At 68.3% G+C, this 23,752-nt stretch carries 24 protein-coding genes and 1 tRNA gene; 9 read left to right on the plus strand and 16 right to left on the minus strand.

Features of this window, described 5'->3' with window-relative positions:
- The first annotated feature begins 133 nt into the window (after window positions 1-133).
- The 3 genes from gndA to AB0P21_RS10765 all read left to right on the plus strand — a co-directional run bounded on the left by gndA (window position 134) and on the right by AB0P21_RS10765 (window position 3,720).
- Window positions 134-1,573, plus strand: coding sequence for an NADP-dependent phosphogluconate dehydrogenase (gene gndA, locus AB0P21_RS10755; protein WP_363695542.1), 1,440 nt, complete (start codon window positions 134-136; stop codon window positions 1,571-1,573).
- A 111-nt stretch (window positions 1,574-1,684) separates the two neighbouring features.
- Window positions 1,685-2,209, plus strand: a complete 525-nt coding sequence (locus AB0P21_RS10760) for a DUF6319 family protein (protein WP_363695543.1) — start codon at window positions 1,685-1,687, stop codon at window positions 2,207-2,209.
- 959 nt (window positions 2,210-3,168) lie between these two features.
- Window positions 3,169-3,720 (plus strand): DUF6817 domain-containing protein, encoded by a 552-nt coding sequence (locus AB0P21_RS10765; protein ID WP_363695545.1) that lies wholly within the window; start codon window positions 3,169-3,171, stop codon window positions 3,718-3,720.
- 230 nt (window positions 3,721-3,950) lie between these two features.
- Here the strand turns inward: AB0P21_RS10765 and AB0P21_RS10770 are convergent, their stop codons facing one another.
- Entirely contained in the window at window positions 3,951-4,802 is an 852-nt protein-coding gene (locus tag AB0P21_RS10770; protein ID WP_363695547.1) for a hypothetical protein, read from the minus strand.
- A gap of 9 nt (window positions 4,803-4,811) precedes the next feature.
- On the opposite strand from AB0P21_RS10770, the gene AB0P21_RS10775 reads away from it, so the two are divergent.
- Window positions 4,812-5,225 (plus strand): hypothetical protein, encoded by a 414-nt coding sequence (locus AB0P21_RS10775; protein ID WP_363695549.1) that lies wholly within the window; start codon window positions 4,812-4,814, stop codon window positions 5,223-5,225.
- Between the two features lie 66 nt (window positions 5,226-5,291).
- Here AB0P21_RS10775 and AB0P21_RS10780 read toward each other — a convergent pair whose 3' ends face one another.
- The 9 genes from AB0P21_RS10780 to AB0P21_RS10820 all read right to left on the minus strand — a co-directional run bounded on the left by AB0P21_RS10780 (window position 5,292) and on the right by AB0P21_RS10820 (window position 13,940).
- Window positions 5,292-6,014: a PIG-L deacetylase family protein gene (locus tag AB0P21_RS10780; protein WP_363695551.1), complete on the minus strand. Its 723-nt coding sequence runs from the start codon at window positions 6,012-6,014 to the stop codon at window positions 5,292-5,294.
- Window positions 6,015-6,036: 22 nt separating this feature from the next.
- Window positions 6,037-7,338: a D-arabinono-1,4-lactone oxidase gene (locus AB0P21_RS10785; RefSeq protein ID WP_363695553.1), complete on the minus strand. Its 1,302-nt coding sequence runs from the start codon at window positions 7,336-7,338 to the stop codon at window positions 6,037-6,039.
- Window positions 7,335-8,489, minus strand: a complete 1,155-nt coding sequence (locus AB0P21_RS10790) for an amino acid deaminase/aldolase (protein ID WP_363695555.1) — start codon at window positions 8,487-8,489, stop codon at window positions 7,335-7,337. The genes AB0P21_RS10785 and AB0P21_RS10790 overlap by 4 nt, the downstream gene beginning before the upstream one ends.
- A 43-nt stretch (window positions 8,490-8,532) precedes the next feature.
- On the minus strand, window positions 8,533-9,075 hold the full coding sequence (locus tag AB0P21_RS10795) for a hypothetical protein (protein ID WP_363695557.1): 543 nt from the start codon (window positions 9,073-9,075) through the stop codon (window positions 8,533-8,535).
- A gap of 215 nt (window positions 9,076-9,290) precedes the next feature.
- Entirely contained in the window at window positions 9,291-10,664 is a 1,374-nt protein-coding gene (locus tag AB0P21_RS10800) for a M15 family metallopeptidase (RefSeq protein ID WP_363695559.1), read from the minus strand.
- A gap of 101 nt (window positions 10,665-10,765) precedes the next feature.
- Window positions 10,766-11,872, minus strand: a complete 1,107-nt coding sequence (dapC, locus tag AB0P21_RS10805) for a succinyldiaminopimelate transaminase (protein ID WP_363695561.1) — start codon at window positions 11,870-11,872, stop codon at window positions 10,766-10,768.
- Window positions 11,869-12,795 carry an alpha/beta fold hydrolase gene (locus AB0P21_RS10810; RefSeq protein WP_363695563.1) on the minus strand — a complete coding sequence of 309 codons (927 nt, stop codon included), beginning with the start codon at window positions 12,793-12,795 and terminating at the stop codon, window positions 11,869-11,871. Before AB0P21_RS10810 ends, dapC begins: the two co-directional genes overlap by 4 nt.
- A 29-nt stretch (window positions 12,796-12,824) precedes the next feature.
- Window positions 12,825-13,421 (minus strand): TetR/AcrR family transcriptional regulator, encoded by a 597-nt coding sequence (locus AB0P21_RS10815; RefSeq protein WP_363695565.1) that lies wholly within the window; start codon window positions 13,419-13,421, stop codon window positions 12,825-12,827.
- Window positions 13,422-13,463: 42 nt separating this feature from the next.
- Window positions 13,464-13,940 carry a MarR family transcriptional regulator gene (locus tag AB0P21_RS10820; RefSeq protein ID WP_363695567.1) on the minus strand — a complete coding sequence of 159 codons (477 nt, stop codon included), beginning with the start codon at window positions 13,938-13,940 and terminating at the stop codon, window positions 13,464-13,466.
- Window positions 13,941-14,037: 97 nt separating this feature from the next.
- Between AB0P21_RS10820 and AB0P21_RS10825 the strand changes: the two genes are divergently transcribed.
- Window positions 14,038-14,415: a DoxX family protein gene (locus AB0P21_RS10825; protein WP_363695569.1), complete on the plus strand. Its 378-nt coding sequence runs from the start codon at window positions 14,038-14,040 to the stop codon at window positions 14,413-14,415.
- Window positions 14,416-14,428: 13 nt separating this feature from the next.
- Here AB0P21_RS10825 and AB0P21_RS10830 read toward each other — a convergent pair whose 3' ends face one another.
- From AB0P21_RS10830 to AB0P21_RS10855, 6 genes are read right to left on the minus strand one after another with little or no spacing between them, the layout of a single operon-like run.
- Entirely contained in the window at window positions 14,429-14,767 is a 339-nt protein-coding gene (locus AB0P21_RS10830) for a co-chaperone GroES (RefSeq protein ID WP_363695570.1), read from the minus strand.
- On the minus strand, window positions 14,764-15,027 hold the full coding sequence (locus AB0P21_RS10835) for a DUF3618 domain-containing protein (RefSeq protein ID WP_363695571.1): 264 nt from the start codon (window positions 15,025-15,027) through the stop codon (window positions 14,764-14,766). Before AB0P21_RS10835 ends, AB0P21_RS10830 begins: the two co-directional genes overlap by 4 nt.
- A gap of 53 nt (window positions 15,028-15,080) precedes the next feature.
- A complete protein-coding gene (locus AB0P21_RS10840; RefSeq protein WP_363695572.1) occupies window positions 15,081-16,124 on the minus strand; it encodes a glucose 1-dehydrogenase in 1,044 nt (347 codons plus the stop codon).
- Between the two features lie 18 nt (window positions 16,125-16,142).
- Window positions 16,143-16,985, minus strand: a complete 843-nt coding sequence (locus tag AB0P21_RS10845; protein WP_363695574.1) for a transglutaminase family protein — start codon at window positions 16,983-16,985, stop codon at window positions 16,143-16,145.
- On the minus strand, window positions 16,982-17,929 hold the full coding sequence (locus tag AB0P21_RS10850; protein WP_363695576.1) for an alpha-E domain-containing protein: 948 nt from the start codon (window positions 17,927-17,929) through the stop codon (window positions 16,982-16,984). The genes AB0P21_RS10845 and AB0P21_RS10850 overlap by 4 nt, the downstream gene beginning before the upstream one ends.
- 16 nt (window positions 17,930-17,945) lie before the next feature.
- Window positions 17,946-19,460, minus strand: coding sequence for a circularly permuted type 2 ATP-grasp protein (locus AB0P21_RS10855; protein ID WP_363696473.1), 1,515 nt, complete (start codon window positions 19,458-19,460; stop codon window positions 17,946-17,948).
- 265 nt (window positions 19,461-19,725) lie between these two features.
- On the opposite strand from AB0P21_RS10855, the gene bcp reads away from it, so the two are divergent.
- From bcp to AB0P21_RS10875, 4 genes are all read left to right on the plus strand, one after another.
- Window positions 19,726-20,196, plus strand: coding sequence for a thioredoxin-dependent thiol peroxidase (gene bcp, locus AB0P21_RS10860; protein WP_363695577.1), 471 nt, complete (start codon window positions 19,726-19,728; stop codon window positions 20,194-20,196).
- Between the two features lie 327 nt (window positions 20,197-20,523).
- Window positions 20,524-22,158, plus strand: a complete 1,635-nt coding sequence (locus AB0P21_RS10865) for a VWA domain-containing protein (protein WP_363695579.1) — start codon at window positions 20,524-20,526, stop codon at window positions 22,156-22,158.
- A 53-nt stretch (window positions 22,159-22,211) separates the two neighbouring features.
- Window positions 22,212-22,292: transfer RNA gene (locus tag AB0P21_RS10870), tRNA-Leu, on the plus strand.
- Between the two features lie 1,106 nt (window positions 22,293-23,398).
- On the plus strand, window positions 23,399-23,743 hold the full coding sequence (locus AB0P21_RS10875; protein ID WP_363695581.1) for a hypothetical protein: 345 nt from the start codon (window positions 23,399-23,401) through the stop codon (window positions 23,741-23,743).
- Window positions 23,744-23,752: the final 9 nt, after the last annotated feature.

Genomic DNA, 23,752 nt, shown 5'->3' on the forward strand with positions numbered 1-23,752 from the left:
AGCGCTTGAAAAGGGGTCACCGGGAATGGGAAGCGTGTTCCAGCAGTTGGGCACCCGATGACCCGTCGTCATGGTTCTGGCCGCAGACTGGTCCCGTAGTCAGACTTCGAGCACTCACCCGCAGGAGAAATCCATGAGTTCAGCTCCAGCCCAGATCGCCGTCACCGGACTCGCGGTGATGGGCCGCAACCTGGCCCGCAACCTGGCCCGCAACGGCTTCCGGGTCGCCGTCCACAACCGGTCCCAGGGCCGCACGGACGCGCTGATCAAGGAGTTCGGCCACGAGGGCGAGTTCACCCCGGCCACCGACCTGACCGAGCTGGTCGCCGCGCTGGAGCAGCCGCGCAAGATCATCGTGATGGTGAAGGCCGGCGAGCCCACCGACGCGGTGATCGACGAGCTGGTGCCGCTGCTGGACGAGGGCGATATCGTGATCGACGCGGGCAACGCGCACTTCGCCGACACCCGCCGCCGCGAGGACGCGCTCAAGGCCAAGGGCCTGCACTTCGTCGGCGCCGGCGTCTCCGGTGGCGAGGAGGGCGCGCTGAACGGCCCGAGCATCATGCCGGGCGGGTCCGCCGAGTCGTACGAGTCGCTCGGCCCGATCCTGACCAAGATCTCCGCGCACGTGAACGGCGAGCCGTGCTGCGTGCACGTCGGCCCGGACGGCGCGGGTCACTTCGTGAAGATGCTGCACAACGGCATCGAGTACGCCGACATGCAGCTGATCGCCGAGGCGTACGACCTGCTCCGCAGCGTGCTGGGGCTGAGCGCGCCGGAGATCGCCGACGTGTTCCGGGAGTGGAACACCGGCGACCTGGAGTCGTTCCTGATCGAGATCACCGCGGAGGTGCTCAGCCAGGTCGACGAGTCGACCGGTGGGCCGTTCGTGGACATCGTGCTCGACCAGGCGGAGCAGAAGGGCACCGGCCGGTGGACCGTGCAGGTCGCGCTGGACCTTGGCATCCCGGTGAGCGGCATGGCCGAGGCGGTGTTCGCGCGCTCGCTGTCGGGCGACTCGGTGCGGCGGAAGGCGGCTGCCGGAGTACTGGCTGGGCCTTCGGACGGGAAGGTCTCGGTTGACCGGGACGCGTTCATCGAGGACGTGCGGCACGCGCTGTACTCGTCGAAGCTGGTTGCCTATGCGCAGGGGTTCGACGCGATCCGGGCGGCCTCAGATCAGTACGAGTGGAACATCGATCTGGGCGCGATGGCGACGATCTGGCGTGGTGGGTGCATCATCCGGGCGCGCTTCCTGGACCGCATCAAGGAGGCGTACGACCGGGACGCGGACCTGCCGTCGCTGCTGGTCGACGACTACTTCAAGGAAGCGGTCGTGAACGGTCAGGACGCTTGGCGTCGCGTGGTCGCGACGGCGGCCACGGCCGGCGTACCGGCTCCTGGGTTCTCGGCGGCGCTGTCGTACTACGACGGGCTGCGGGCCGAGCGGCTGCCTGCCTCGCTGATCCAGGGACTGCGCGACCTGTTCGGCGCGCACACCTACCAGCGGACCGACCGCGAGGGCGCGTTCCACCTGGACTGGTCGGGTGACCGCAAGGAGCGCTCCGCCTGACACGCTGAGTGGCTGGGCGATTGGCGCTGAGGGTCGAACGTGTGTTCTAATACACTCTCAGCGCCAGCCCGCTTCGGCGGGGACATGTCACCCAGGGAGATCGCCGCAACGATGACTGTAGACACTTTTGCAGCAGAAGCTCAGACCGACGCCGCCGACACTCCCGAAGCAGTGACCTCTTCGGCCGACACCGACACCGCTGCCGCGGCAGACACCGCCGCCGCTCCGGTGACCGACGCGCCGGTCGACGGGCCTGCTGGCGATGCGCCGGTCGACTCGTCGTCTTCCACCGACTCCACCGCCGAGGTCGCTCCAGTGGCCGAGAAGCCGAAGAAGGCGCCGGCCAAGAAGGCGGCCCCGAAGAAGACCAAGACGCTCGAGCTCACCCTGACCGTCACCGGCACCGCCGACGGCGAGTGGAAGGCCGAGCTCAAGCAGGGCAACAGCTACATCGCGAAGAACCTCCTGGTCGCCGCCGCAGCCGTCTCCCGCGCAGCCAAAGAACTGCACGAAGACCTGTCCGGCCCCATCGACGAGGTCATCGACGCCGCCCGCGAGCAGCAAGCCGCGAAGGTCGCCGCCCTCGAGGCCGAGCTCGAGGCAGCCCGCAAGGCGCTCGCCGAGCTGGACGACTAGGTTTTCTGGATTTGCTGCCGGCTCATCACCGGGAGCATGACCCCGCGCACCCCCGGCTCGCTCCCGGTGGGTGCGCTGGGGTCTCCCCCGCCGGTGCCTTGCTCGCTTGACGCTTGGCTCCCACCGGTGTTTTGCTCGCTTGACGGTTGGCTCCCACTCGCGCCGGGCGCGACCCTGCTGGGTCGCTCACACGCGTTTAGCTTCCACCTGGCGCTTGAGCTCCCGCCCCCTGGCGCGTTCTGCTGCGGCGCTCGCACGGCGCAGAGCAGATCGTCCAGCCCGGTACCGGTGTGACACCCTCGGCCGCGGCTTAGCCCCTATCCACCCTGGCACGGTCCACCGCGTCGCGCACACGCTTACCTCCCACCCACCCCGGCGCGGCGTCCTGCGTCGCTCACAAGGCACTTAGCTCCCACCTGGCGCGAGCGCAGTCTCCTGCGTTGCTGACCTGGCACTTCAGCTCCCCCAAACCCTGGCGTGGTCTGCTGCAGCGCTTGCACGGCACCTAGCCCCCACCCACCCCGGCGCAGCCCCCTGCGTCGCTCACACGTCGCTTAGCTCCCACCTACCCGGTGCCGCCTCCTGCGTCGCCCGCTTGGTGACTCAGAAGCCCCACCGCGGCAATGAAAACGCTCTCTCCTTCGCCTCACCCCAGCAAGAGCCCCGCGCCAGCAAGCAACGCGGCGCGGCCTTGCAGCTAACAAGAATCAAGCTCGCCCGACGACCAGCAACTTCCCTTTGCCGGTTGGCGGGCGGTTCCCCGAAGCACCTCGCCCGAGGCGTCCGGCGAGGTGCTTCGGGGGACACATCGAGGTGCTGCCGGGTCGGTGGCCGAGAGATGAACGCGATGTGACCGATCCGGCACGCCGCACTGCTGGGCGAAGCGGGGAATTGCGTCGTACCTTGTTTGCCTGGGCCGGTCCTGTCGGGCCCTGACCGCTCCGAACAGAAGGGGTCAGATGAGCACATTCCAAGACCTGGGATCGTTGTTGCTCGTGCGGGGTGCCGATGAGCTGGACCATGCGGGCGGCACGTTGTACGTGCACCTGCATCGGGTCGCCAAACGACTGCGGGAGCTGGGCGGGTCCGAGACGTTGGTGCTGGCGGGGCTGGCACATGCGGCGTACGGGACGGATGGGTTTCCGACGCATCTGTTCGACTGGCAGCAGGAGCGTTCCGTACTGGAGGCCGTGATCGGGCCGGACGCGGAACTGCTGGTCTACCGGTACGGCGCCTGCGATCGCGAGACCAGCTGGCGGGATCTGGCCGAGCACAGCACGGTCACCGACCGGTTCACCGGTACGTCGGAGGAGCTGTCGTCGGCGGAGCTGCGGGAGTTCGTCGATCTGACGATCGTCAACGAGCTGGACGTTCTCGATCATGCGCCGGACCTGAGGCCGAAGCTGCAGGCCTTTCTGCAGGAGCAGATTCCCCGGTGGCAGTCGCTCGCCTCCCCTGCGGTGACAGCCGAAGCCAATCGAGCCGTGGGCCTGATCGCCCCGGCATCCTGAGGAGTCGACCCCGCCGGATCCTGAGATGACCACCGCGGAGTACACCGCTGCCAGGGCCACCGGGCGTGATTACTCGACCGTGCTACGGCGCCTGCTCGATGGCGTGGCGGCACTACATCAAGGGCAGCCTGCAGCACCTGATCACTGCGGGCTCGGCACTCCCTGAGCCGTGGTGAAGCAATTGGGCCACGTCGTCCTCGCCGATGAGTGGATCGCTGTCCGGCGACCTGCTACTCAGCCTGGGAGAAGGCCCGGATGGTGGTGATCAGGAGGGCGAGCAGGGTCGCGGCGACGGTCGCGGCCGTGCAGAGCCAGAGGGGTAGGTCGGTCAGCAGGATGGTGGCGACGAAGGTGAGTGGTGCCACGTAGACGCCGGCCAGGTGTGGGTGGCGTTTGATCAGCCGGAGTACTGCGGGAATCGGCATCCCGAGCGGTGCCAGCAGGGCTGCTGTGGCGAGGGCTGTCGGCCAGCCTCGGTGGCTGAGCACCAGGGCGCCGATCAGCAGCCAGCAGAACGGCGCGAAGGCCAGCAGCCACCAGGGTGGGTGCCAAGGGTTCGCCGGGCTCGGGGCGGGTTCGTCGTTCGTCACGCCCATCGCCTCCTCCGTCGGCTGGGCCTGCGCCTCCGAGTCTGGCACCCGCAAGCCCGGCATCCCCGCGTCTACCCGCGGCGAGTCCCGCCGTGAGTCAGGCCGCATGCTCGGCCGCATCTCCCGCGGCGAGTCCGCCCGCGTGTTCGACGGCGAGGCCGGCAACGAGTCCGGCGGCGTGCTCGGCGGCGAGGCCGAGAGCGAGTCCGGCGGCGTATTCGACGGCGAGGCCGAGAGCGAGTCCGGCGGCGTATTCGACGGCGAGGCCGAGAGCGAGTCCGGCGGCGTATTCGACGGCGAGGCCGAGAGCGAGCTCAGCCATGTGTCCGGCCGCTTGGCCGAGAGCGAGTCCGGCTGCTTGGTCGGCAGCGAGTCCTGCCGGGTGCTCGGCGGCGAGCCCGGCGGCGTGTTCGACAGATTGTCCGGCGTGTCCGGCGGTGGGTTCAGCGCCAGCGTTGGGGATTGCTGGAAAACCTGCGGTGGGCGACGCATGATCGGAGCATGGCCCGCTACGAAGTGATCGCCCGCGCCGAGGTCGATCGGCGTCAGTCCACCTCCGCCTACTTCTCCTTGGCTCTGCTCTCCGGCCGGCTCGACAAGGGCATGCATCTGCGCCGGATCGAGGAACTGCCTGACGGCAAGGTCGCGCTCGTGCTGCAGCACAACTTCAGCCCGCGGAAGCAGGACGAGGCGGCGCTGATGGCGAACCGGACGCTCGCCCAGCTCGGCATCCCGGCCACCCAGGTCCTGCAGCTCGACCTGCACCGGCTCAGCCGCAGAGGGCGCACCTTGGTCCGCTCCTGGACCGGTCCCGGCAACCCGCCCGGTCCCGACCTCAGTGGGGACCGTGAACCCCGCAACCCACTGCCCACTCCGCCGCACCTGAAAGCCTCACTCGATCTCCCCGACAACTGACAGGACGAACCGTTTCCTCACCTCGCGACACGGGCGAGCTGAGGAAACGGTTTATTCAGTACAGAGTCAGACCGTGAACACCTCGAACGGCGCCGCAAAGGTGGTTCCCAGCCGGCTACCCGCCGCGCGACCGATCCCTTCGAGGAACTCACCCGCGTCGAAGTGCGGCCAGTTCAACCCATCGATGTACGCCTTGTGCGCCTTCAGCGAGTCGACCCCGACGTCGAACGTCTCGCTGGTGTCGACGGCGTGCTTGCTGTTCGGCGAGCCGGCCGTCCACACCTGCCGTACGCCGCCCCAGCGCTCACCGTCGTCGGGAAAGATCCACCGGTTCGCCGCGTCCCGGACGGCGTCGAGGGTCGCCTTGCCGGTGCTGATGTGGTCGGCCTGGTTCAGCAGCACGTCGCCGTCCCAGGTGTCGCGGAAGTTGTTCGTGATCACGATCTCCGGCTGGTGCCGCCGGATCACACCCGCGAGCAGCCGGCGCAGCGCGACGCCGTACTCGATCGTGCCGTCGGGCTGACCGAGGAACTCGACCGAGGAGACGCCGACGATCCGCGCGGACTCGACCTGCTCGGCCTCGCGCAGCGGGCCGCTCTCGGCCGGCGCGATGCCGTCGATCCCGGCCTCGCCGGAGGTCAGCAGGACGTAGACGATCTCCTTGCCCTGACCGGTCCAGCGCGCGATCGCCGCGGCCGCGCCGAACTCCAGGTCGTCGGGGTGGGCAACGATCGCCAGCGCCTTGGTCCAGTCCTCAGGCAACGCTTCCAGCGGCTCCGGTGCACTCATACCGTCAGGCTACGACGAACAGTCAGGCTCCGAACACCTGACGGGTATAGGGATTCGCGAACGCACGCTGCGGATCCAGCCGATCACGGATGGCGAGGAAGTCGTCGAACCGCGGGTACCGCGCACGGAAGTCGTCGGCCTGGAGCGTGTGCAGCTTGCCCCAGTGCGGCCGGCCGCCGAACGCCCCGACGATCTGCTCGAAGGCGTCGAAGTACCGGTCGTGCGCGAGCCGGTGGTACTGGTGGATCGCGATGTACCCGGTGTCGCGCCCGTACGCCGTCGACAGCCAGATGTCGTCGGCCGCGGCGACCCGGACCTCGATCGGGAACGGCAGCCGCTCCCCCGACCGGTCGATCCAGGCGCGCAACTCCCGCACGACCTCGACCACGTGCTCACGCGGTACGGCGTACTCCGACTCCCGGAACACCACGTTCCGCTCGGAACAGAACACCTTGTACGACGCGTCGACGTACTCGCGCGCCGACAACACCCGCGACGCGAGCTGGTTGATCCGCGGCACCAGCGCGGGGCGGCGTACCGACAGCCGGTTGGTCAGCTCGAAGACGCGATTGGAGAGCAGCTCGTCGTCCACCCATCCACGCACCTTGCCGACCGGCGAGGCGCCGACGCCGGCCGTGACCCGGTTGTTCCGCTTGGTCAGCGCGACGTCGGTGTGCGGGAACCAGTAGAACTCGAAGTGATCGTTGCCATCGGCAAGTTCATCGAAGCCACCGAGGACGTCGCCGAGCGGCAGCGGCATCTCCTGGGCGCGCAGCAGGTAGGCCGGCACGGTCTGCAAGGTCAGCGCGGTGATCACGCCGAGCGCGCCGACCGAGACGCGCGCGGCATTGAAGACGTCCGGGTTCTCCTCGGCCGAGCAGTTCAGCACCGAGCCGTCAGCCGTGACCAGCTCGATCCCGACCACCTGGGTGGCCAGGCCGCCCAGCTTCGCGCCGGTGCCGTGCGTGCCGGTGGAGATCGCGCCGGAGATGGTCTGCTTGTCGATGTCGCCGAGGTTCGCCATCGCCAGGTCGAACGACGCGAGACCCGCGTTCAGCTTGGCCAGCCCGGTGCCCGCGCCCAGCGTCACCCGGCCGGAGGCCTGGTCGGCACTGGTGATCGAGGACAGGCCGTCCAGCCGGATCATCACCTGCTCGGGCACCGAGCAGCCGGTGAACGAGTGGCCGGAGCCGACCGCCTTGAGCTGCTTGCCCTGCTCGGCCGCCGTCTTGACCAGCGTGGCGACCTCGTCGACCGACGACGGCCGCAGGATCTCCACACCGGTCGCCGACTCGGTGCCGGACCAGTTGCGCCAGGTGCTCATCCGAAGTTCTTCCCCTCACCCCGGTACGTCACGAGCTCGGTCAGCTCGGTGCCGTCGATCGCGTGCAGTACGTCGAACCGCTCCAGCATCTCGCCTGCCTTGGCGTAGCGCATCCAGACCCGGTCGCCGATCTTCAGCCCACGGGCATTCTCACCCGCGACCGGCGTCTGGACCTCGCCGGCGCCTTCCGTGCCGAGCAGTTTCAGCCCGAGCGGCCAGCTCGGCAGCGGCTGGCGGGTCTTCTTGGCCGGGCCGGAGGCGATGTAACCGCCGCCGAACAGGGTCGCGATCCGTGGCGTCGGGCGGCGTACCACTCCGAGCGCGTAGGCGACCGCGTGCTCCGGCTGGAACACGTCGTACTTGTCGAAGAGGGTCGGGCCGTAGAGCCCGGAGCCGGCGGTGACCTCGGTGACGGCCGGGTCGGCGCTGCTGACCTCGAGGCTGCCGGTACCGCCCGAGTTCACCAGCCGCAGCGGCGCGACCTGCTTGACCGCGTCGACGACCAGGCCGCGACGGTCGGACAGTTCGTTGGCCGACAGCTTCTTGACCAGCCGGACCGCGGGCGAGGTGTCGGGCAGGCCGGCGATCTGGGCCTCGTAGAACATCACGCCGACCAGCTCGAAGGCGTCGTCGGCGACCACCCGGCGGGCCAGCTCCAGCACCTGCTCCGGCGTACGCAGCGGCGACCGGCGGACGCCGAGGTGCTGGCCGAAGATCCGCAGGGACGCGTCGATGTCCAGGCAGACCTGGATCCGCTCACCGCCACCGGTGGCCGCCTTGATGAAGGCGAGCTGCTCGAAGTCGTCGACCATCAGCGTGATCCGGGACGCCAGCTCGGCATCGCCGGCCAGCTCCTTGAGTGCCGCCCGGTGCACGGTCGGATAGCCCATCAGGATGTCGTCGACGCCGTTCTGCGCCAGCCAGATCGCCTCCGGCAGCGAGTAGCTCATCACGCCGTGGAAGCCGGGCAGGTCCAGCGCGGCCTTGATCAGCGCGCGGCAGCGCACCGACTTGGAGGCCACCCGGATCGGCGTCCCGGCGGCGCGGCGGACCAGATCGTCCGCGTTGCGGCGGAACGCGGCCAGGTCGATCACCGCGTACGGCGGCTCCAGCTCAGCCGTCAGCCGCCCGTACCTGTCGAAGTCACCCATGTCCGGAGTTTAGAGCCAATAAATACTGAAAGGTAGTACATCTTTACGGCGAATCGATCACAGCCCGCAGTACCGGTACGACGCTGCGCGCCCAGGCCGCCTGCGCAGCCGGCTTCGCGGCAGACTGCGCCAGTAGTGCCACCGTAGAGCCCTTGAGGGTGGAAACCTCCACAAAGGCCTCGGCGTCCACATAAGCGCGGACCGAAGCGACCGCATCCGGCGAGGACCACAGTTGCGTCACCTGCAGGTTGCCCTTGTTGCCACAGGCCGTCATGCGCGCCTGGTAGCCGCCGTAGTACCCGGAAGCCGCACCGGCGTCGGCGAAGCGCAGTACGAGGACTGTGGCTGGTGTGCCGGCGCCTGTGCGGTAGGAGCCCTGCAGTGCGTGCTTCGGGACCGGCAGCGAGGCTGTCGGCAGTGGTTTGCCGCAACCGACGGGTAGTGCCTCGAAGGCGGCCTGGTGGGGCTCACGGCTGCGGGTCCAGGTCTCGTTGCCCAGGAAGCCCGCCTCGGCTCCCCCTGGGTCGGTGTAGGTCTTCCAGCCGGTACCGAGCTTGGCGGGGGCCGGGAGGTTCTTGGATGACACTGGCCCTGCCGCAGCCGGTGGAGGTGCCGTGCCTTGCTCCGGGAGCTCCGGGGGCTGGGCGGCATCAGTAGGCGCGACAGTGCTCAACGTGTTGGTGGGGATGGGGACAGTGCCTCCACCCCCGGGCGTCGGGCTCGAGGCAGAGACCGCAGGCTCCCTAGCGCTGCAGCCAAAGCAGAGGAGAGCTGCAGCAGCAGCAACTCCCAGGACGGCTCTCACTTCGGCTCGAAGTGCTGGTAGTCAGGCTGCCGCCAGCCGGCGCCCCAGAAGAAGCCTGCGTTGATCAGTGCGCGAGTCGGCGCGCTACTGGCGAACAGCATGCCGGGGCGGACCAGCTTGCGGTTGCGGTAGGCCAGGCCGTTCGACGGGTACCAGACGTTGTTCGCCGCGAGGTACGGGTTCTCCACGGTGTTGATGTCGATCGCGAAGCCGTACGAGTGCGGGGACAGCGCGTACGGGTTGCCGGTGACCTGGCGGCAGTTGAAGACCGAGGTGTTGTCGGCCGCCATCGCCTTGATGTCGCTGCCGCCGAAGAGGTCGACCCGCTGCATCCGCCGGATCGGGAACTTCGCGTTGAAGCTCGCGGTCCAGACGGCGATCATCTTCGCCACCGCGGCGTCCCGGACGACCAGTTCGCCGCGATGCACGAGTCCGTCGAAACCCCAGTAGTTCAAGGTGAGATAGCGCAGCTGCGACGGCTTCACCGGGCAGCCGGCCCGGTAGGTCTTGTTGATCGACGCCGCCGAGATGTTGGAGACCTTGGCGTTCAGCAGCGCTGAGATCGTGATCACGGCGTACGCCGAAGCTTCGACCGCCGTGGATGCGCCGCCGAGCGTGACGACCCGGACGGTCTTGGTGGCGGGCAGGTTGTCCGGTACCGGTACTGCGAACGTCCCGTTCGCCGCGATCCACGCACTCGTCAGCGTCCGCCACTTGCCGCCGAACCGGTCCTGCAGGCCGACCAGCTTCTTGCCGGGCTCCGGCGGGGTCAGCTTGCCGGTCATCTTCACCCCGGTCAGCACGATGTACGACGCGGCCGGCTTGGTCATCACCAGCGTGCGGTCGAGCACGTTCACGGTCCGGTCCGGGGTATTGCCGACGGCGCTCGGGAACTTGACCCCGATCACGACGCGGAAGACGGCAGCGCCCGGGTTCGGGGCGGTGTAGAGGAACTTGTAGGCGCCATTGGCGATCGTGCGGGTCGAACCGCGCAGTACCCAGCCGGTGGGGAGCTTCTCCCACAGGGTCAGGTACGAGTTCACCAGGCCGGTCTCGAGCCGGCCGGCGAACGTGATCGGGCGGTCCTCCCAGGTCGCGGCCGGCTGGTTCAGCGTGATCGGCAGCATCTCCGCCGTGACCGTCGGCGCCTGCGTCGGCGTCGGTGTCGGCGTGGACGGAGCCGGTGTCGGCTCCTCGACCGGAGCCGGGCTCGGCGTGGTGGCCTCCGCGGTGACCGGCGCTGGGATCGATTGCGTCGCACCCGGTGGAGTCGGTGACGCCGGGTCCTCCGCGGCGCCTGCGCTCGCCGGAACCAGTCCAAGGCACAGCGCCGCCACCACTGCGGCCGAACCCAAGGCACGAGGCTTCATGGGTCAGTCCTCCCCATATCGGGAGAGCCACCCCAGCTCTCCTCTCACCTACTAAGAGGCTTGTACCCAGGAAGACGTCACACCGGACCCCAAAAGTTCGGTTATTCGTGCAATCTCTTGACGGCCGCGTCGATCCGCTCGTCGGTGCCGGTCAGCGCGACCCGCACATGCCGCTCACCCGCCGTACCGTAGAAGGCACCGGGAGCGACCAGGATGCCGCGATCGGCCAAGGCTGCAACAGATTCGTAGGCGTCGTACGCCGGGTGCGAGGCCCATAGGTAGAGGCCGCCGTTCGACAGGGTGATCTCCCAGCCTGCCTCGGTCAGCGCGTCGCGCAGTACGGTCCGGCGGCGGAGGTAGCGATCGCGCTGCTCGTCGACGTGCGTGTCGTCGGCGAAGGCTGCGGCCATCGCGGCCTGGATCGGAGCCGGCACCATCAGGCCGGCGTGCTTGCGGACCGCGAGCAGCTCGGCGACGACCGCCTCGTCCCCCGCGACGAAACCGGCGCGGTAGCCGGCCAGGTTGGAGCGCTTGGACAGCGAGTGCACGGCAAGCAGGTTGTCGAAACTGCCGCCGCAGACCTCCGGGTGCAGCACCGAGACCGGCTTCGCGTCCCAGCCGAACTCCAGGTAGCACTCGTCGCTGACCAGCAGCACCTCGTTTGCCCGGGCCCACTCGACCGCAGTACGCAGCTCGTCGGCCGAGGTGATCTGACCGGACGGGTTGCGCGGGGAGTTGAGGTAGGCGACCCGCACCGCCCCCTCGTACTGCGTGGGGTCGGCGACCGGCACGCTCGTCGCGCGGGCAAGCGCGGCACCCGCCTCGTACGTCGGGTAGGCCAGGTCGGGGATCAGCACGGTGTCGCCGGCGCCGATGCCGAGCAGCGTCGGCAGCAGCATGATCAGCTCCTTGGTGCCGATCACCGGCAGGATCCCGGCCTGCGGATCCACCCCGGTCACGTCGGCCCGGCGGGCCAGCCAGTCGACAGCGGACTGGCGCGCTGACGCCGTACCGAGTGTCGTCGGGTACGCCGGTGCGTCGGCCGCGTCCGCCAGCGCCTTCTTCACCAGCTCCGGCACCGGGTCGACCGGGCTGCCGATCGACAGGTCGACGATCCCGTCGGGATGCGCCGCCGCCTTCTGCTTGAAGGGAGCGAGCTTGTCCCAGGGGAAGTCCGGCAGACGACTGGAGGTGGGTGCGAAGGTCACCCCCGCATTGTCTCCTGAATCGCCTGCGGCTGGTCGGCGACCGCCCGCTCTGTGGATAAGAAGGCCGTTACGGCCGCTACCACCGCTGGATCGCGGAGGATCCGGTTGTGGCCCAGGCCGTCGGTGAGATGCAACTGAGCGCCCGGCCAGACCTCGACGACCTTCCGGCTGCCCTCGACGGAGGTCTCGCGGTCCGAGCTGTCGTGGACTGCCAGCAGCGCCGGGAGTTCGCGCTCCTCGGCCAGGCTGTCGATCATCGGCACCACCGCATAGCTCTCCATTGCCCCGAACTTGCGGGTGAAGCGCCGCAGGAAGCCCTCCCGGACCCGCGGCCCGAACCCGAAATGCTGCTGGTACTGCGCCAGCCCCTCCCGGAAGTCGGTCGCCGTTGCCAAGAAGACGACCTTCCGCGCACCAGCCCCGTCCCGCAGCGCGAGTGACACCGCGGCCGCCCCGAGCGAATGCGCAATCACCCCGTACGCCGATCCGCAGGCGGCCACCACAGCCTGGAAGGCATCAGCCAACTCCGGCAGGCTCGACCGCTTGGCCCCCTCCCGCCCCGGCGCCGAGTCACCATGACTCGGGGCGTCGAACGCGATGACCCGGAAGCCGGCCTGGACCAACGGCGGAATGAACGCCGCCAACTGCAGCCCCCAGCCACCCCAGCCGTGGACCAGATAGATGGTCGGCCCGTCACCCCAACACCGGCCGCGGATCACCCCGCCCTCGAACGGCAGCTCGATCGGCACCGCCTCGGGCAGCTCCACCCGCAACCGCTTGGCCTGCTCCGACACCACTGGCAACTGGAACCAGATCGAGTCCAGCAGCCGCGCCCCGATCGACGGCGCGACCACCTCGGAGAACCGGAACAGCCGCCGCGTTCTCTCCACAGTCCGACCGTTCGTGCTTTTCTTTGCCGCCATCGCTACTCCTTGCAGGGAAGTATCAAGAGTCAGATCCTGGCCGCCCGGAGCAGCGCCTCGAACGCGGCGCGGGCCCGATCCTCGGCCTTGGGGTCGGCCAGCATCCGGCTGGCCAGGTGGTAGGACATCAGCACGCCGCGGATGTCGAAGGCGTACTGCTCCGGATCCGCGTCGGGCCGGAACTGCCCCTCGCTGATCCCGGTCCGGAAGACGGTGGCGAGCGTGTCGACGTAGTCGAGTTCGATCTGCACCACCCGATCGCGCACCGGACCAGGCGCCGCGTCGTCCAGCTCGGCCGAGATGCTGGCGAAGAAACAGCCACCGGGCAAGGCGAGATCGCCGTTGTCCCAGCGCAGCTTGCGATCGAACAGCTCCCGCAGCCGCAGCTCACCGCGCGGCGCCTTCAGAGCCGGCCGAATCACCCGCTCGGCGAACAGCTCACTCGCCCAGTCGATCACCGCGACCTGAAGCTGCTCCTTGGACCGGAAGTGCCCGAAGAGCCCACTCTTCGACAGCCCGGTCCGCTCCGCGAGCAGTCCGATCGTGAGCCCGCCGAGCCCGACCAGGCTGACCTGCCGGGCCGCCTCGTCCAGTACCGCGGCGCGGGTCTCCTCACCTTTGCTCACGACGCCAATAAAAGCACGAGCGTTCGCCCAACAACAAGAGATTTAGCAGGACCGACCCGGATCGAGCTTCTGGTGAATCCGGTCGCCGATCGCCTTGAGCTGATCCAGCTGCTCGGGATCGAGCGCGTCGATCACGAACTCCCGGACGGCCGCGACATGCCCGGGCGCTGCGGCGACCAGCTGCTGATAGCCGTCATCGGTCAGCGCGGCGACAGTGATCCGGCCGTCGGCCGCGTCGGGACGCCGTACGACGAAGCCGCGCTTCTCGAGCCGCTTCACCACGTGCGACAGCCGCGACAGCGAGCCGTTGGAGAAGCCGGCCAGGTCGCTCATCCGGCGGGACCGGTCGGGCGACTCGGACAGCCCGGCCATCACCAAGTACTCGAAGTGGGTCAGGTTCGAGTCGCGCTGCAACTGGAAGTCGAGCGCGCCGGGCAGCTTGAAGAGCAGCGCCGCCAGCGACATCCAGGCGGCCAGCTCGTCCGGCGCCAGCCAGCGCACCTCGTCGTCCCCGCTCATGGAACCACTCTAGCCGAGTTGGTTGACGCTTCAAGTCAGGCCCGCTACGGTTCAGTGTTGATACGTCAACTAACACTTCGAGAGCGGATCGTCACTGATGAATGTGTTCCTGTGGATCGTCGCCGGAGTCCTGGCCGCGTTCTTCCTGGCCGCCGGTGTCACCAAGCTGAGCCAGTCGAAGGCCAAGCTCGGCGAGAACCCCCAGATGGGCTGGACCAAGGACTTCTCGGCCGGCACCCTCAAGCTGATCGGCGCCGCCGAGGCGCTCGGCGCGCTGGGCCTGATCCTGCCGGGCGCTCTCGACATCGCCCCGGTCCTGGTCCCGCTGGCCGCGACCGGGCTGGCGGTCATCATGCTCGGCGCGATCGTCGTGCACGCCCGCCGCAAGGAGTCGCAGCCGATCATCCTGAACGCGGTGATCCTGGTGCTGGCGCTGGTCGTGGCGATCTTCCGCTTCGGTCCGAACAGCTTCTGACGACCCAGCGGACCTACAGGTAGAGGCCGGTCTGGCCGTCCTCGAGGCGGCCGGACGCGACCGCGTGCAGGTCGCGCTCGCGCAGCAGCACGTAGTCGTCGCCGCGGACGTCGACCTCGGCCCGGTCCTCCGGGTCGAACAGCACCCGGTCGCCGACCTCGACGGTCCGCACGTTGGCGCCGATCGCGACCACCTTCGCCCAGGCCAGCCGGCGGCCCATCTGCGCGGTGGCCGGGATCAGGATGCCGGACGACGACTTGCGCTCGCCTTCGGTCTCGATCGAGACCAGGACCCGGTCGTGCAGCATCCGGATCGGCAGCTTGTCGTCGGACAGCTTCTTGCGAGCGGTCACCGGCGGCCCACCAGCTTGCGGATCATGACCAGCATGCCGATCACGCCGACCGCCGCGGCGCCGACGGCGACCAGCTTCTGGGTGCGCAGCTCGCCGCGCTCGTCGAAGACCTGGGATTTGGCCTGCTCGACCTGCCGCTTGGCGACGTTCTTCGGGTGCGCCCGATCGACCAGCTCGTCGACCGTCGAGGCCAGTCGCGCGCGGGTTTCGGCGATTTCCGCTTCGATCTGCTCGGTGGTCCGAGCCTGCGTGTCCGACACCAGGGCTCCCTTCACAGTGGTTACTGCCCATCCTTGCAGATCCGTGCTGCCGGTCAGGCCTGGAGATCGACGACCACCTTGATGTCGCCCGGCTCCTTCACCAACGCGTCCGGCCAGGTCGACAGTGGCACGGTCCGGGTGATCAACCGCTCCAACCACGCCGGGTCGGCCGCCAGCAGCACGTCCACCGCCTCTGGATAGTGCCGCTTGGCCGCGTTCACCGTCCCGACCAGGGCCGCGTTCCGTACGACGAGCTGCCGGGTCAGCGCATCAAGCTGAATGTCGATGGACGCCGGGCCGGGTGAGATCCCGGTCAGGCACATCACCCCGGCCGGCGGCAGCAACTTGGCGCAGTCGTAGACGACCTGTCCCGCTCCGGTGGCCTCCAGCACGATGTCAGGCGCCACTGCGAGGTCGGAGAGATCAGTGAGGTACTCCGCGCCGAGGTCCCGGACCAGCTGCGGCTTCGGGCCGTCAGTAGCCAGGTCGAGCACGTGGACCGTGTGACCGCGCTGCTTGGCGATCAACGCGGCCAGCAGCCCGATCGGCCCGGCCCCGGTGACCAGCACATGCTCCGGGCCGTACCAGGATCGCGCTCCGACCTGGTCGATCTGGTCCCACGCCTTGGTGAGGATGCTGGCCGGCTCGACCAGTACTCCGAGGTGCCCGAGCTGCGCAGGCACCGGTACGGCGTAGTACGGGTCTACGCGCCAGCGCTCGGCGCCGTACCCGTCCATGGCTTTGATGCCGCGCTCGGTGTAGAGGCCGTTGCGGCAGAAGTCCCACTCGCCACGAGCGCAGGCTGGGCACGGTACGGGGTCTGGGCGGCGGACTATGCCCGCGATCAGGTCGCCAGTGGCGAAGCCTGAGCCGGCAGGCGCTTCGAGGACGCGGCCGAGTGACTCATGGCCGATCACGAGCTTGTCGACGCCGGGACGGCCGGTGCCGAACAGGCCGCTGCACAGCTCGATATCCGTTCCGCAGATCCCAGCGAGAAGTCCCTCGACCAGGATCGAGCCGTCGGACTCGGGCGGCTCCGGAACCTCGCCGATCGACGCAGAGTCCGCTTTGCCCGGCACCACCGTCATCGCCCGCATACGAACACTGTGCCCCATCTAAGCCAGTCGAGTGATGTCCACCGTCACATCGATCGCCGTGGCAGCTCCACCCGAGTAGATGCCCTTCAGCGGCGACACATCGCCGTAGTCGCGACCAGTGGCGACCCAGACATGCCGGTGAGCGATGGGGATGTCGTTGGTCGGGTCATAGCCCCACCAGCCACCAGTCCACGCCTCGATCCAGGCATGGCTCTCACCGACCACTGTCTCCCCCACTGCCGCGTCAGCCTTGGTGTGGAGATAGCCAGACACATACCGAGCCGGTACGCCGACCGCGCGGAGCATCGCCAGCGTCAGGTGCGCGTAGTCCTGGCAGACGCCTTCACCGGCCTGCCAGGCATCCACTGCCGACGAGTGCACGCCAGTGGTGCCGCGCTGGTAGGTGAGAGTGCTGTGGACCCACTTGGAGACGGCCAGGACCGTCTCAGCCGGAGTGAGTCCCCTGCGGAGTCCCCTGGCGATTGCGGCCAACTCCTTGTGCTTGGGGACGTAGGCAGCGAATTCCAGGTACTCGCCGTACTTGTCGAGGCTCTGCGGCGACCGCACGTCCGCCCAGGTCGCTTCCTCCTCAGGAGCGGGCTGCGCGGCGGTCTCGACCACAGAGGCCGCTATCACCTTCAGCTCGGTGTGCGGGCCGTGAATGTCGAAGGAGTTGACCTCCGTGCCCCAGTAGTCCGTGTAGCGGTAGGCCCTGGTCGTCGGCACTGTCTCCAGCCGGGTGACCATGACGTTCTGCCGGTCGTCGCTGCGTGGGGTCAGCCGCGCCTCGTTGTAGGACTGGGTGACAGCCGTGGCGTAGCGGTAGCCGGTGGTGTGGACCACCCGGAGTCTCCATCTCATAGGTTGACCTCCGCGTTGTTCCACTCGACCCAGGGCACCGCGTGGAAGTACTGCTGCGACACAGCCTCGCCGACCTCCTTCACTGTCGCCTGCAGCGCCTGCAGCCGGCCAGTGAGGTCGTCGAGCAGCTCGGCCGGTCGCAGAAACTCCAGGTCGCTCCGGGCCTTCCCGAGCAACCGGCTGGCCTCCGCGCTCGCACCGATTCGAGCGGACGGCCCCCGGTCGAGTTCCTCCAGGCACGCCTCGGCCTTGGTGAGCGCGTGGAACACGGACCGCGGGAACAGCCTGTCCATCAGCAGGAACTGCACCACCCGGGAGGCGTCGAGAGCACCCCGGTAGGTCCGCAGGTACGTGTCGTGGGCGCCAGCGGAGCGCAGTACTGTCACCCAGCCGGGCGAGGTCGGCTTGTCGCCCACCCTGGACATCAGCAGCCGCACGATCATGTCCACGCGCTCCACCGACCGGCCGAGCACCAGGAAGCGCCAGCCGTCGTCCCTGCTCATCGTGGAGTCCGCCAGCCCGGCGAACATCGCAGCGCGGTCCTCCACGAAGGTGAAGAACTCGTGCGGCCCCACCCGGCGAGCAGCACGCTGCCGCTCGGGTACTGCGTTCCACATCGAGTTGATGCACTGCCACAGCTCACTGGAGACCACCTCCCGCGCTACCCGGGTGTTCTCGCGGGCACTGGAGATCGAGGCGACGATCGAGCCCGAACGGTCCGGGGACATCGCGACCAGCTCGGTCAGCGTCCACACGTCCAGCGACGTCCCCTGCGGCGGTTCGATCCCGAGGACCGCCAGCAACCGGCGGCTGGCCGTGTCGGCGTCCACGGTCGCGTCCTCGAGCAACTGGTGCACCGACACGTCGAGGATTCGCGCCGTGTCGTCCGCGCGTTCGACGTACCGGCCGATCCAGTACAGCGACTCGGCGTTGCGTGCGAGCATCGTCAGCACCTCCCCATCACTGTTGTTGCTGCTGCTGGGCGACGTTGAGCTCCGGGCCTCGCTCCGGAGTACGGGCCTCGCCCGAGCGCAGGCCGGCCGCGGCCAGGCCCCGGCCGCGCAGCTCGGCGTCCTCCTCCGAGGCCCTGGGCGCCAGCACCCAGGTGTCCTTGGAACCGCCGCCCTGGGACGAGTTGACGATCAGGCTGCCCTCGGGGATCGCCACCCGGGTCAACCCGCCGGGCAGGACGAACACGGACTCGCCGTCGTTCACCGCGAACGGCCGCAGGTCCACATGCCGCGGCTGCAGCCGCTCACCGACCTTGGTCGGCACAGTGGACAGCTGTACTACGGGCTGCCCGATCCAGCCGCGCGGATTGCTCCTGATCCGGCGTCGCTGGGCGGCGAGCTCCTTGGCCGAGGCATCCGGGCCGAACACGATGCCGTAGCCGCCGGAGCCCTCCACCGGCTTGGTCACCAGCTCGTCCAGCCGATCGAGCACCTCGTCGTGCTCGGCCGGCAGCCAGCAGCGGAAGGTGTCGACGTTCGGCAGCAGCGGGGTCTCGCCCAGGTAGTACTTCAGGATCTCCGGTAGATAGGTGTAGATCAGCTTGTCGTCGCCGACCCCGTTGCCGATCGCGTTGGCGACCACCACGTTGCCCGCCCGTGCCGCGTTCACCAGGCCGGCGACACCGAGGACCGAGTCCGGCTCGAAGTGCACCGGGTCCAGGAACTCGTCGTCGATCCGCCGGTAGATCACGTCCACCCGCTGCTCGCCCTCGGTGGTCCGCAGGTAGACGACGTTGTTGCGGGCGAACAGGTCCCGGCCCTCGACCAGCTCGACGCCCATCTGCCGGGCCAGCAGCGAGTGCTCGAAGTACGCCGAGTTGAAGACGCCTGGGGTCAGGACGACCACGTTCGGGTCCGTAGTACCGGCTGGGGCCGCTGCGCGGAGCGAGCGGAGCAGGTGGACGGCGTAGTCGCCGACGGCACGCACCCGGTGCTTGGCGAACAGGTCGGGGAAGACCCGGGCCATGGTCCGGCGGTTCTCCATCACGTAGGACACCCCGGACGGGCTGCGGAGGTTGTCCTCCAGCACCCGGAAGTCACCCTGCTCGTCGCGGACGACGTCGATGCCGGCGACGTGGATCCGGACGCCGTTGGGCGGGGCGATCCCGGCGGCCTGGCGATGGAAGTGCTCACAGGAGGTGATCAGGCGCCGGGGCAGTACGCCGTCCGCCACGATCTGCTGGGCGCCGTAGATGTCCGCCAGGAACGCCTCCAGTGCCCGGACCCGCTGGACGATGCCGCGCTCCAGCCGCGACCACTCCGACGCGGTAATAACCCGCGGGACCAGATCGAGCGGGAACGGCCGCTCCTCGCCCGACAGCGAGAAGGTGATGCCCTGGTCGACCAGTGCCCGGTCGAGCGCCTCCGACCTCGAGGTGAGGTCAGCAGGCTGCAACTGGGCCAGCGACTCGTGCAACCGCCGGTACGCCGGCCGCACCTCGTCGGCCGCCGCCGGGTCGAACATCTCGTCGTACGCATCGGCATGCGGCCGGCCCGGATCCAGGTAGCCGTCGAACAACGGTGGGCCCGCGGGGCGGATCGATACGCGGCTCATCTCCGCATCTTGACTCACCGGCGCCGACCTCGCACCAGGATCCGGGATCAGTTTTCCCACACGTAACAAGCGAACCGCATCCGGGTAACACAGGCCCCAGGAGCCACTTGCGAAGCTGTCGGCGGCGTACGGCAGAATGTCGGACAATCACCCGATCCACCTCTTGGGGGCCACGATGTCCGAACGTCTGTCCGTCGGCGACGCCGCGCCTGAGTTCACCCTCCCCGACGCGGACGGCAACGACGTCGCGCTGACCGCGCTGCGCGGCAAGAACGTGATCGTGTACTTCTACCCGGCCGCGATGACGCCGGGCTGCACCAAGCAGGCCTGCGACTTCCGCGACTCGCTCGACTCGCTGCAGGCCAGCGGCTACACCGTGCTCGGCATCTCGCCGGACAAGCCGGCCAAGCTGGCCAAGTTCCGCGAGCGCGACGGCGTGACGTTCCCGCTGCTCAGCGACCCGGACAAAGAGGTGCTGACCGCGTACGGCGCGTTCGGCGAGAAGACGATGTACGGCAAGAAGGTGACCGGCGTGATCCGGTCCACCTTCGTGATCGACGCCGACGGCAAGATCGCGGTCGCGCAGTACAACGTGAAGGCCACCGGGCACGTCGCCAAGCTGCGCCGCGATCTCGGTCTCGCCTGATTGTCAGGACAATTCGCGAAGGGAAACCCGCAACCGTTTCATGGGCCTGGTCCATGGAACGGTCGTTTGAGCTAGCTCGTGACTGTGATTTGGATCACACCATGTTCTCACCTGTTCGCAGCGGAAACACCACGTTCCGTGACAATTTCCGGTCTCTGAGGGACAAGCCGTCCGTCAGCACCTGATCACGGTCCTTCACAACCCCCCATCCACGGCGTGAACCTGTGCGTCGCGCGTCGCCCTGACCAGTGCAAACCGGGTAATCTGCGCCCGCAGTCTGCCTCTGGGAGGGAGGGACCTGCCGCGATGGGAAAACACTCCTCTGCGGTGACGAAAAGTAACAACAGCAACACCAGCCGGCGTCCGTTGTACCTGACCGCCGTCGGTCTCCTGGTGCTGTCTTTGGGTGCCGTCTTTGTGGTCCGCTCCTTCGGATCGGAATCGGGTGCCGATGGTTTCCTCGGCGGCAAGTCGTGTGAGAACCCGACCCAGGTCCGGCTCACCACGTCGCCCGACGTCCAGCCGTTGCTGGAGTCGGCGGCCAAGTCGCTGGCCGCCAAGAAGGACGAGAACACCGCCTGCCTGAAGTTCAACATCTCCTCGGCCCCCTCGGCCAAGGTGGCGCGGGACATCGCGAACAGCACTGAGGGCCGGCCCGATCTCTGGGTCCCGGACTCGTCGCTGTGGGTCTCCCAGGCCGACGACGGCCAGAAGGTGCCGACCATCGCGGTCCCCTCGATCGCGACCTCACCGCTGGTACTGGCAGGCATGTCGGCCAACTTCTCCGACACCTCCTCCTGGCTCGGCGTGTTCTCGAAGGCTCAGCCCGCACTGCTCGACCCGCTCAGCCAGTCGCCCGGCGCGCTGGCTCTGCTCGCCCTCCAGGCGGAGCGGCAGGCCACCTCGGCCAGCGAGCGGGACGTCGGCAACGTGATCGTCCCGACCGCTCAGCGGCTGGGGTCGATGGCGAAGCCGTACACCGACGTGAACGGCCTGTTGAGCCGGGCCGGCCAGGCGGGCAGCAAGATCGTCGTACCGGTGTCGGAGCAGAGCTTCGTCAAGTACCAGGACGAGCACCCCGACTCGGAGTTGAAGGCAGTGGTGCCGAAGACCGGCACCTTGCTGCTCGACTACCCGGTCGTGGTCACCTCCCAGACCAACGACGAGACCTACGCCGACGCCGGCAAGGCGCTGGCGGCCGAACTGATCTCCCGGGACGCGGGAACGGCGCGCGACGACGCGGCCTTCCGTGACCCGCTGGTGAGCGAGCTGAGCGGCGGACGGGGCAACGGCACGATCGTGCGCCTCCCGGCGCCGTCGGCGGCAGTGGTCGAGAAGACGCTGCTCACCTGGACCCGGTTGTCGCTGTCGGCGCACTCGCTGGCCGTGATCGACGTGTCGGGTTCGATGGCCGAGATGGTCGGCTCGAAGTCTCGCTGGCAGATCACCATCGAGGCGGCGACCGCCGGGCTCAAGCTCTTCCCGGACAACGCCCAACTCGGCGTCTGGACCTTCTCCACGAAGATCGGCCCCTTGGGCGCCGACTTCCGCGAGGTGGTCCCGATCGCCGCGCTGAACCAGGCGCAGCGGCAGAAGATCACCACCGTGATGGCACAGCAGAAGCCGATCAAGGGCGGCAGTACCGGTCTGTACACCACCGCGATCGCCGCCGTCCAGGCGGTTCGCAGCAGTTACGACGCGAACGCCGTCAACACCATCCTGCTCTTCACGGACGGCAAGAACGACAACCCCGGCGGCCCGACCCTGGCCGAGACCCTCCAGAAACTCGAAAGCCTGAAGAACCCGGCCCAACCGGTCCGGATCATCGCTTTGGGCATGGGCCCGGACGCCGACGCCAACGAGCTACGCCAGCTCGCCGCGGCCACCGGCGGCCAGAGCTACGTGGCGAAGAACCCCGCAGCCCTGCGCGACGTCTTCATCGACGCCCTGCAGAGCCGCTGACCACTCCGCGTCCCCCTAGGATGTCCTCCTGGGGGGACGCGGATCTTTCCCCGGCCAGAGTGGTGGAATGGCAGACACGCCGGCTTTAGGTGCCGGTGCCCTCGGGCGTGCGGGTTCAAGTCCCGCCTCTGGCACACGACCGTGGCATACCTGCCACACAAAAAGCTTCAAGTAGACGAACACCCGTCAGCCCGCTGATTCCAGCACTTCGGTTGCCCGCATCGGCGATCAAGCAGATGTCCTCGCAACAGCCCCCGAGCCGTCTTCCCCTGCCCACATTGGCCATACGACGGACCGCGGCGACTGTCTACGGCTTATCAGCGGTCGACGACCGAGGCCGCCTCGCCGACACTCGGATCACGCGTGCGCTGGCGTGGTCTTCCGACCTCGCTCTACCTGGACCGCGCTACGCGGAGCGCTGCTGATCACACCCGACCCGGCCGGCGACTTCCATCTCACGGCCAAAGGCCATGTGCGCATCCCTGCACCATTGCAGCGCCACTGCGCACTCACCACCGGAGACCGAGTCCTCCCGGCCGCCGACCCGGCTACCTCACGGCTGACGATCTACCCGCCAGCCACCCTCGACACCCTCCTCGCCGACGGGGCAGAACTATGACGCAAACCAACAGCGCCGACATCGAACCCGCCCGTCTTTTGCTCGCACGCCTAGGCGTCAGCGTCACCGACCTCCTGGCAACCGCCGCCCCACAAGAGCCGCTCCTACCTTCGCCGAGTACGTCCCCATCGTCAGCACAGCTGTCGGAGCCGGAACCCGCCGCGTCTACAGCTCCTACTGGAACCGCTTGCTGGAGCACTGGGGCACACGCCGCCTCGACGAACCCATCCCCACCGAAATCCGCCAACTCACCGAAACCCTAAAAACGACCCTCACCGTCCGCCGCGGACGCTCGGCGACCGAACACCTCGCCGCCTCACCTCCACGCGCCAAGCAATCTCCGACACACAACTCGCCGACATCAATCGGATCGCGGCCACGACCGGCACCGACCCGGCCCTCGCCAGTCTCATCCTCAGACTCCACACCGAAACCGCCTGCCGACGCGGCGGCGGCCTCGCCCTGACCCCAGCGATCTGGATGCCGAGCAATGCCTCATCAGGCTCAGAGAAAGGGCGATACGGTGCGCTGGCAGCCTGTCTCCCCCACGCTAATGTCGCACCTGCTGCACCGGCCCGCAACAGCGCGTCGACCTGGTGGTCAGATTTAAAATGACATGAGTTGGAGCAACGGCAACGACGCCATGAGGGCTACCTCCTCGCCGAGTTCGCCGACGGGGCTCGCGGCAACTGCATCGTTGGCGGCGGCAAACACCACTGGGTCAGCGAGCTCATCGACCGAGTTCCAAGCCAAGGGCTCGGCGACGTTGCGGTCGGACGTATCTACGCGGTCGTGAAGACAACGTCGATGTCTAGGATCATCATCTCGAAGCGCTCTTCGTACAGCAATCAGGTCACGGTGATCGCTGCGCCCGTGGCCTCCACATCGTCTTCGGGCGACTCGATGTCGAGGTCGAAGCTCGTTCACCAGAGCGTTCCTGGTGAGAGCGCACAGCGCGAGCCGTGATTCAAGGGG

The organism is Kribbella sp. NPDC056861, from assembly GCF_040687575.1.
Taxonomy (GTDB): Bacteria; Actinomycetota; Actinomycetes; order Propionibacteriales; family Kribbellaceae; genus Kribbella.

Coding starts and splice junctions, on each gene's coding strand:
- AB0P21_RS10840 (WP_363695572.1), bottom strand. CDS start 16,124: ATGCGGGCGATGACGGTGGTGCCGGGCAAAGCGGACTCTGCGTCGATC.
- AB0P21_RS10770 (WP_363695547.1), bottom strand. CDS start 4,802: ATGCGTCGCCCACCGCAGGTTTTCCAGCAATCCCCAACGCTGGCGCTG.
- AB0P21_RS10820 (WP_363695567.1), bottom strand. CDS start 13,940: ATGAGCGGGGACGACGAGGTGCGCTGGCTGGCGCCGGACGAGCTGGCC.
- bcp (WP_363695577.1), top strand. CDS start 19,726: ATGTCCGAACGTCTGTCCGTCGGCGACGCCGCGCCTGAGTTCACCCTC.
- gndA (WP_363695542.1), top strand. CDS start 134: ATGAGTTCAGCTCCAGCCCAGATCGCCGTCACCGGACTCGCGGTGATG.
- AB0P21_RS10855 (WP_363696473.1), bottom strand. CDS start 19,460: ATGTTCGACCCGGCGGCGGCCGACGAGGTGCGGCCGGCGTACCGGCGG.
- AB0P21_RS10780 (WP_363695551.1), bottom strand. CDS start 6,014: ATGAGTGCACCGGAGCCGCTGGAAGCGTTGCCTGAGGACTGGACCAAG.
- AB0P21_RS10775 (WP_363695549.1), top strand. CDS start 4,812: ATGGCCCGCTACGAAGTGATCGCCCGCGCCGAGGTCGATCGGCGTCAG.
- AB0P21_RS10785 (WP_363695553.1), bottom strand. CDS start 7,338: ATGAGCACCTGGCGCAACTGGTCCGGCACCGAGTCGGCGACCGGTGTG.
- AB0P21_RS10825 (WP_363695569.1), top strand. CDS start 14,038: ATGAATGTGTTCCTGTGGATCGTCGCCGGAGTCCTGGCCGCGTTCTTC.
- AB0P21_RS10760 (WP_363695543.1), top strand. CDS start 1,685: ATGACTGTAGACACTTTTGCAGCAGAAGCTCAGACCGACGCCGCCGAC.
- AB0P21_RS10765 (WP_363695545.1), top strand. CDS start 3,169: ATGAGCACATTCCAAGACCTGGGATCGTTGTTGCTCGTGCGGGGTGCC.
- AB0P21_RS10800 (WP_363695559.1), bottom strand. CDS start 10,664: ATGAAGCCTCGTGCCTTGGGTTCGGCCGCAGTGGTGGCGGCGCTGTGC.
- AB0P21_RS10850 (WP_363695576.1), bottom strand. CDS start 17,929: ATGCTCGCACGCAACGCCGAGTCGCTGTACTGGATCGGCCGGTACGTC.
- AB0P21_RS10790 (WP_363695555.1), bottom strand. CDS start 8,489: ATGGGTGACTTCGACAGGTACGGGCGGCTGACGGCTGAGCTGGAGCCG.
- AB0P21_RS10845 (WP_363695574.1), bottom strand. CDS start 16,985: ATGAGATGGAGACTCCGGGTGGTCCACACCACCGGCTACCGCTACGCC.
- AB0P21_RS10810 (WP_363695563.1), bottom strand. CDS start 12,795: ATGGCGGCAAAGAAAAGCACGAACGGTCGGACTGTGGAGAGAACGCGG.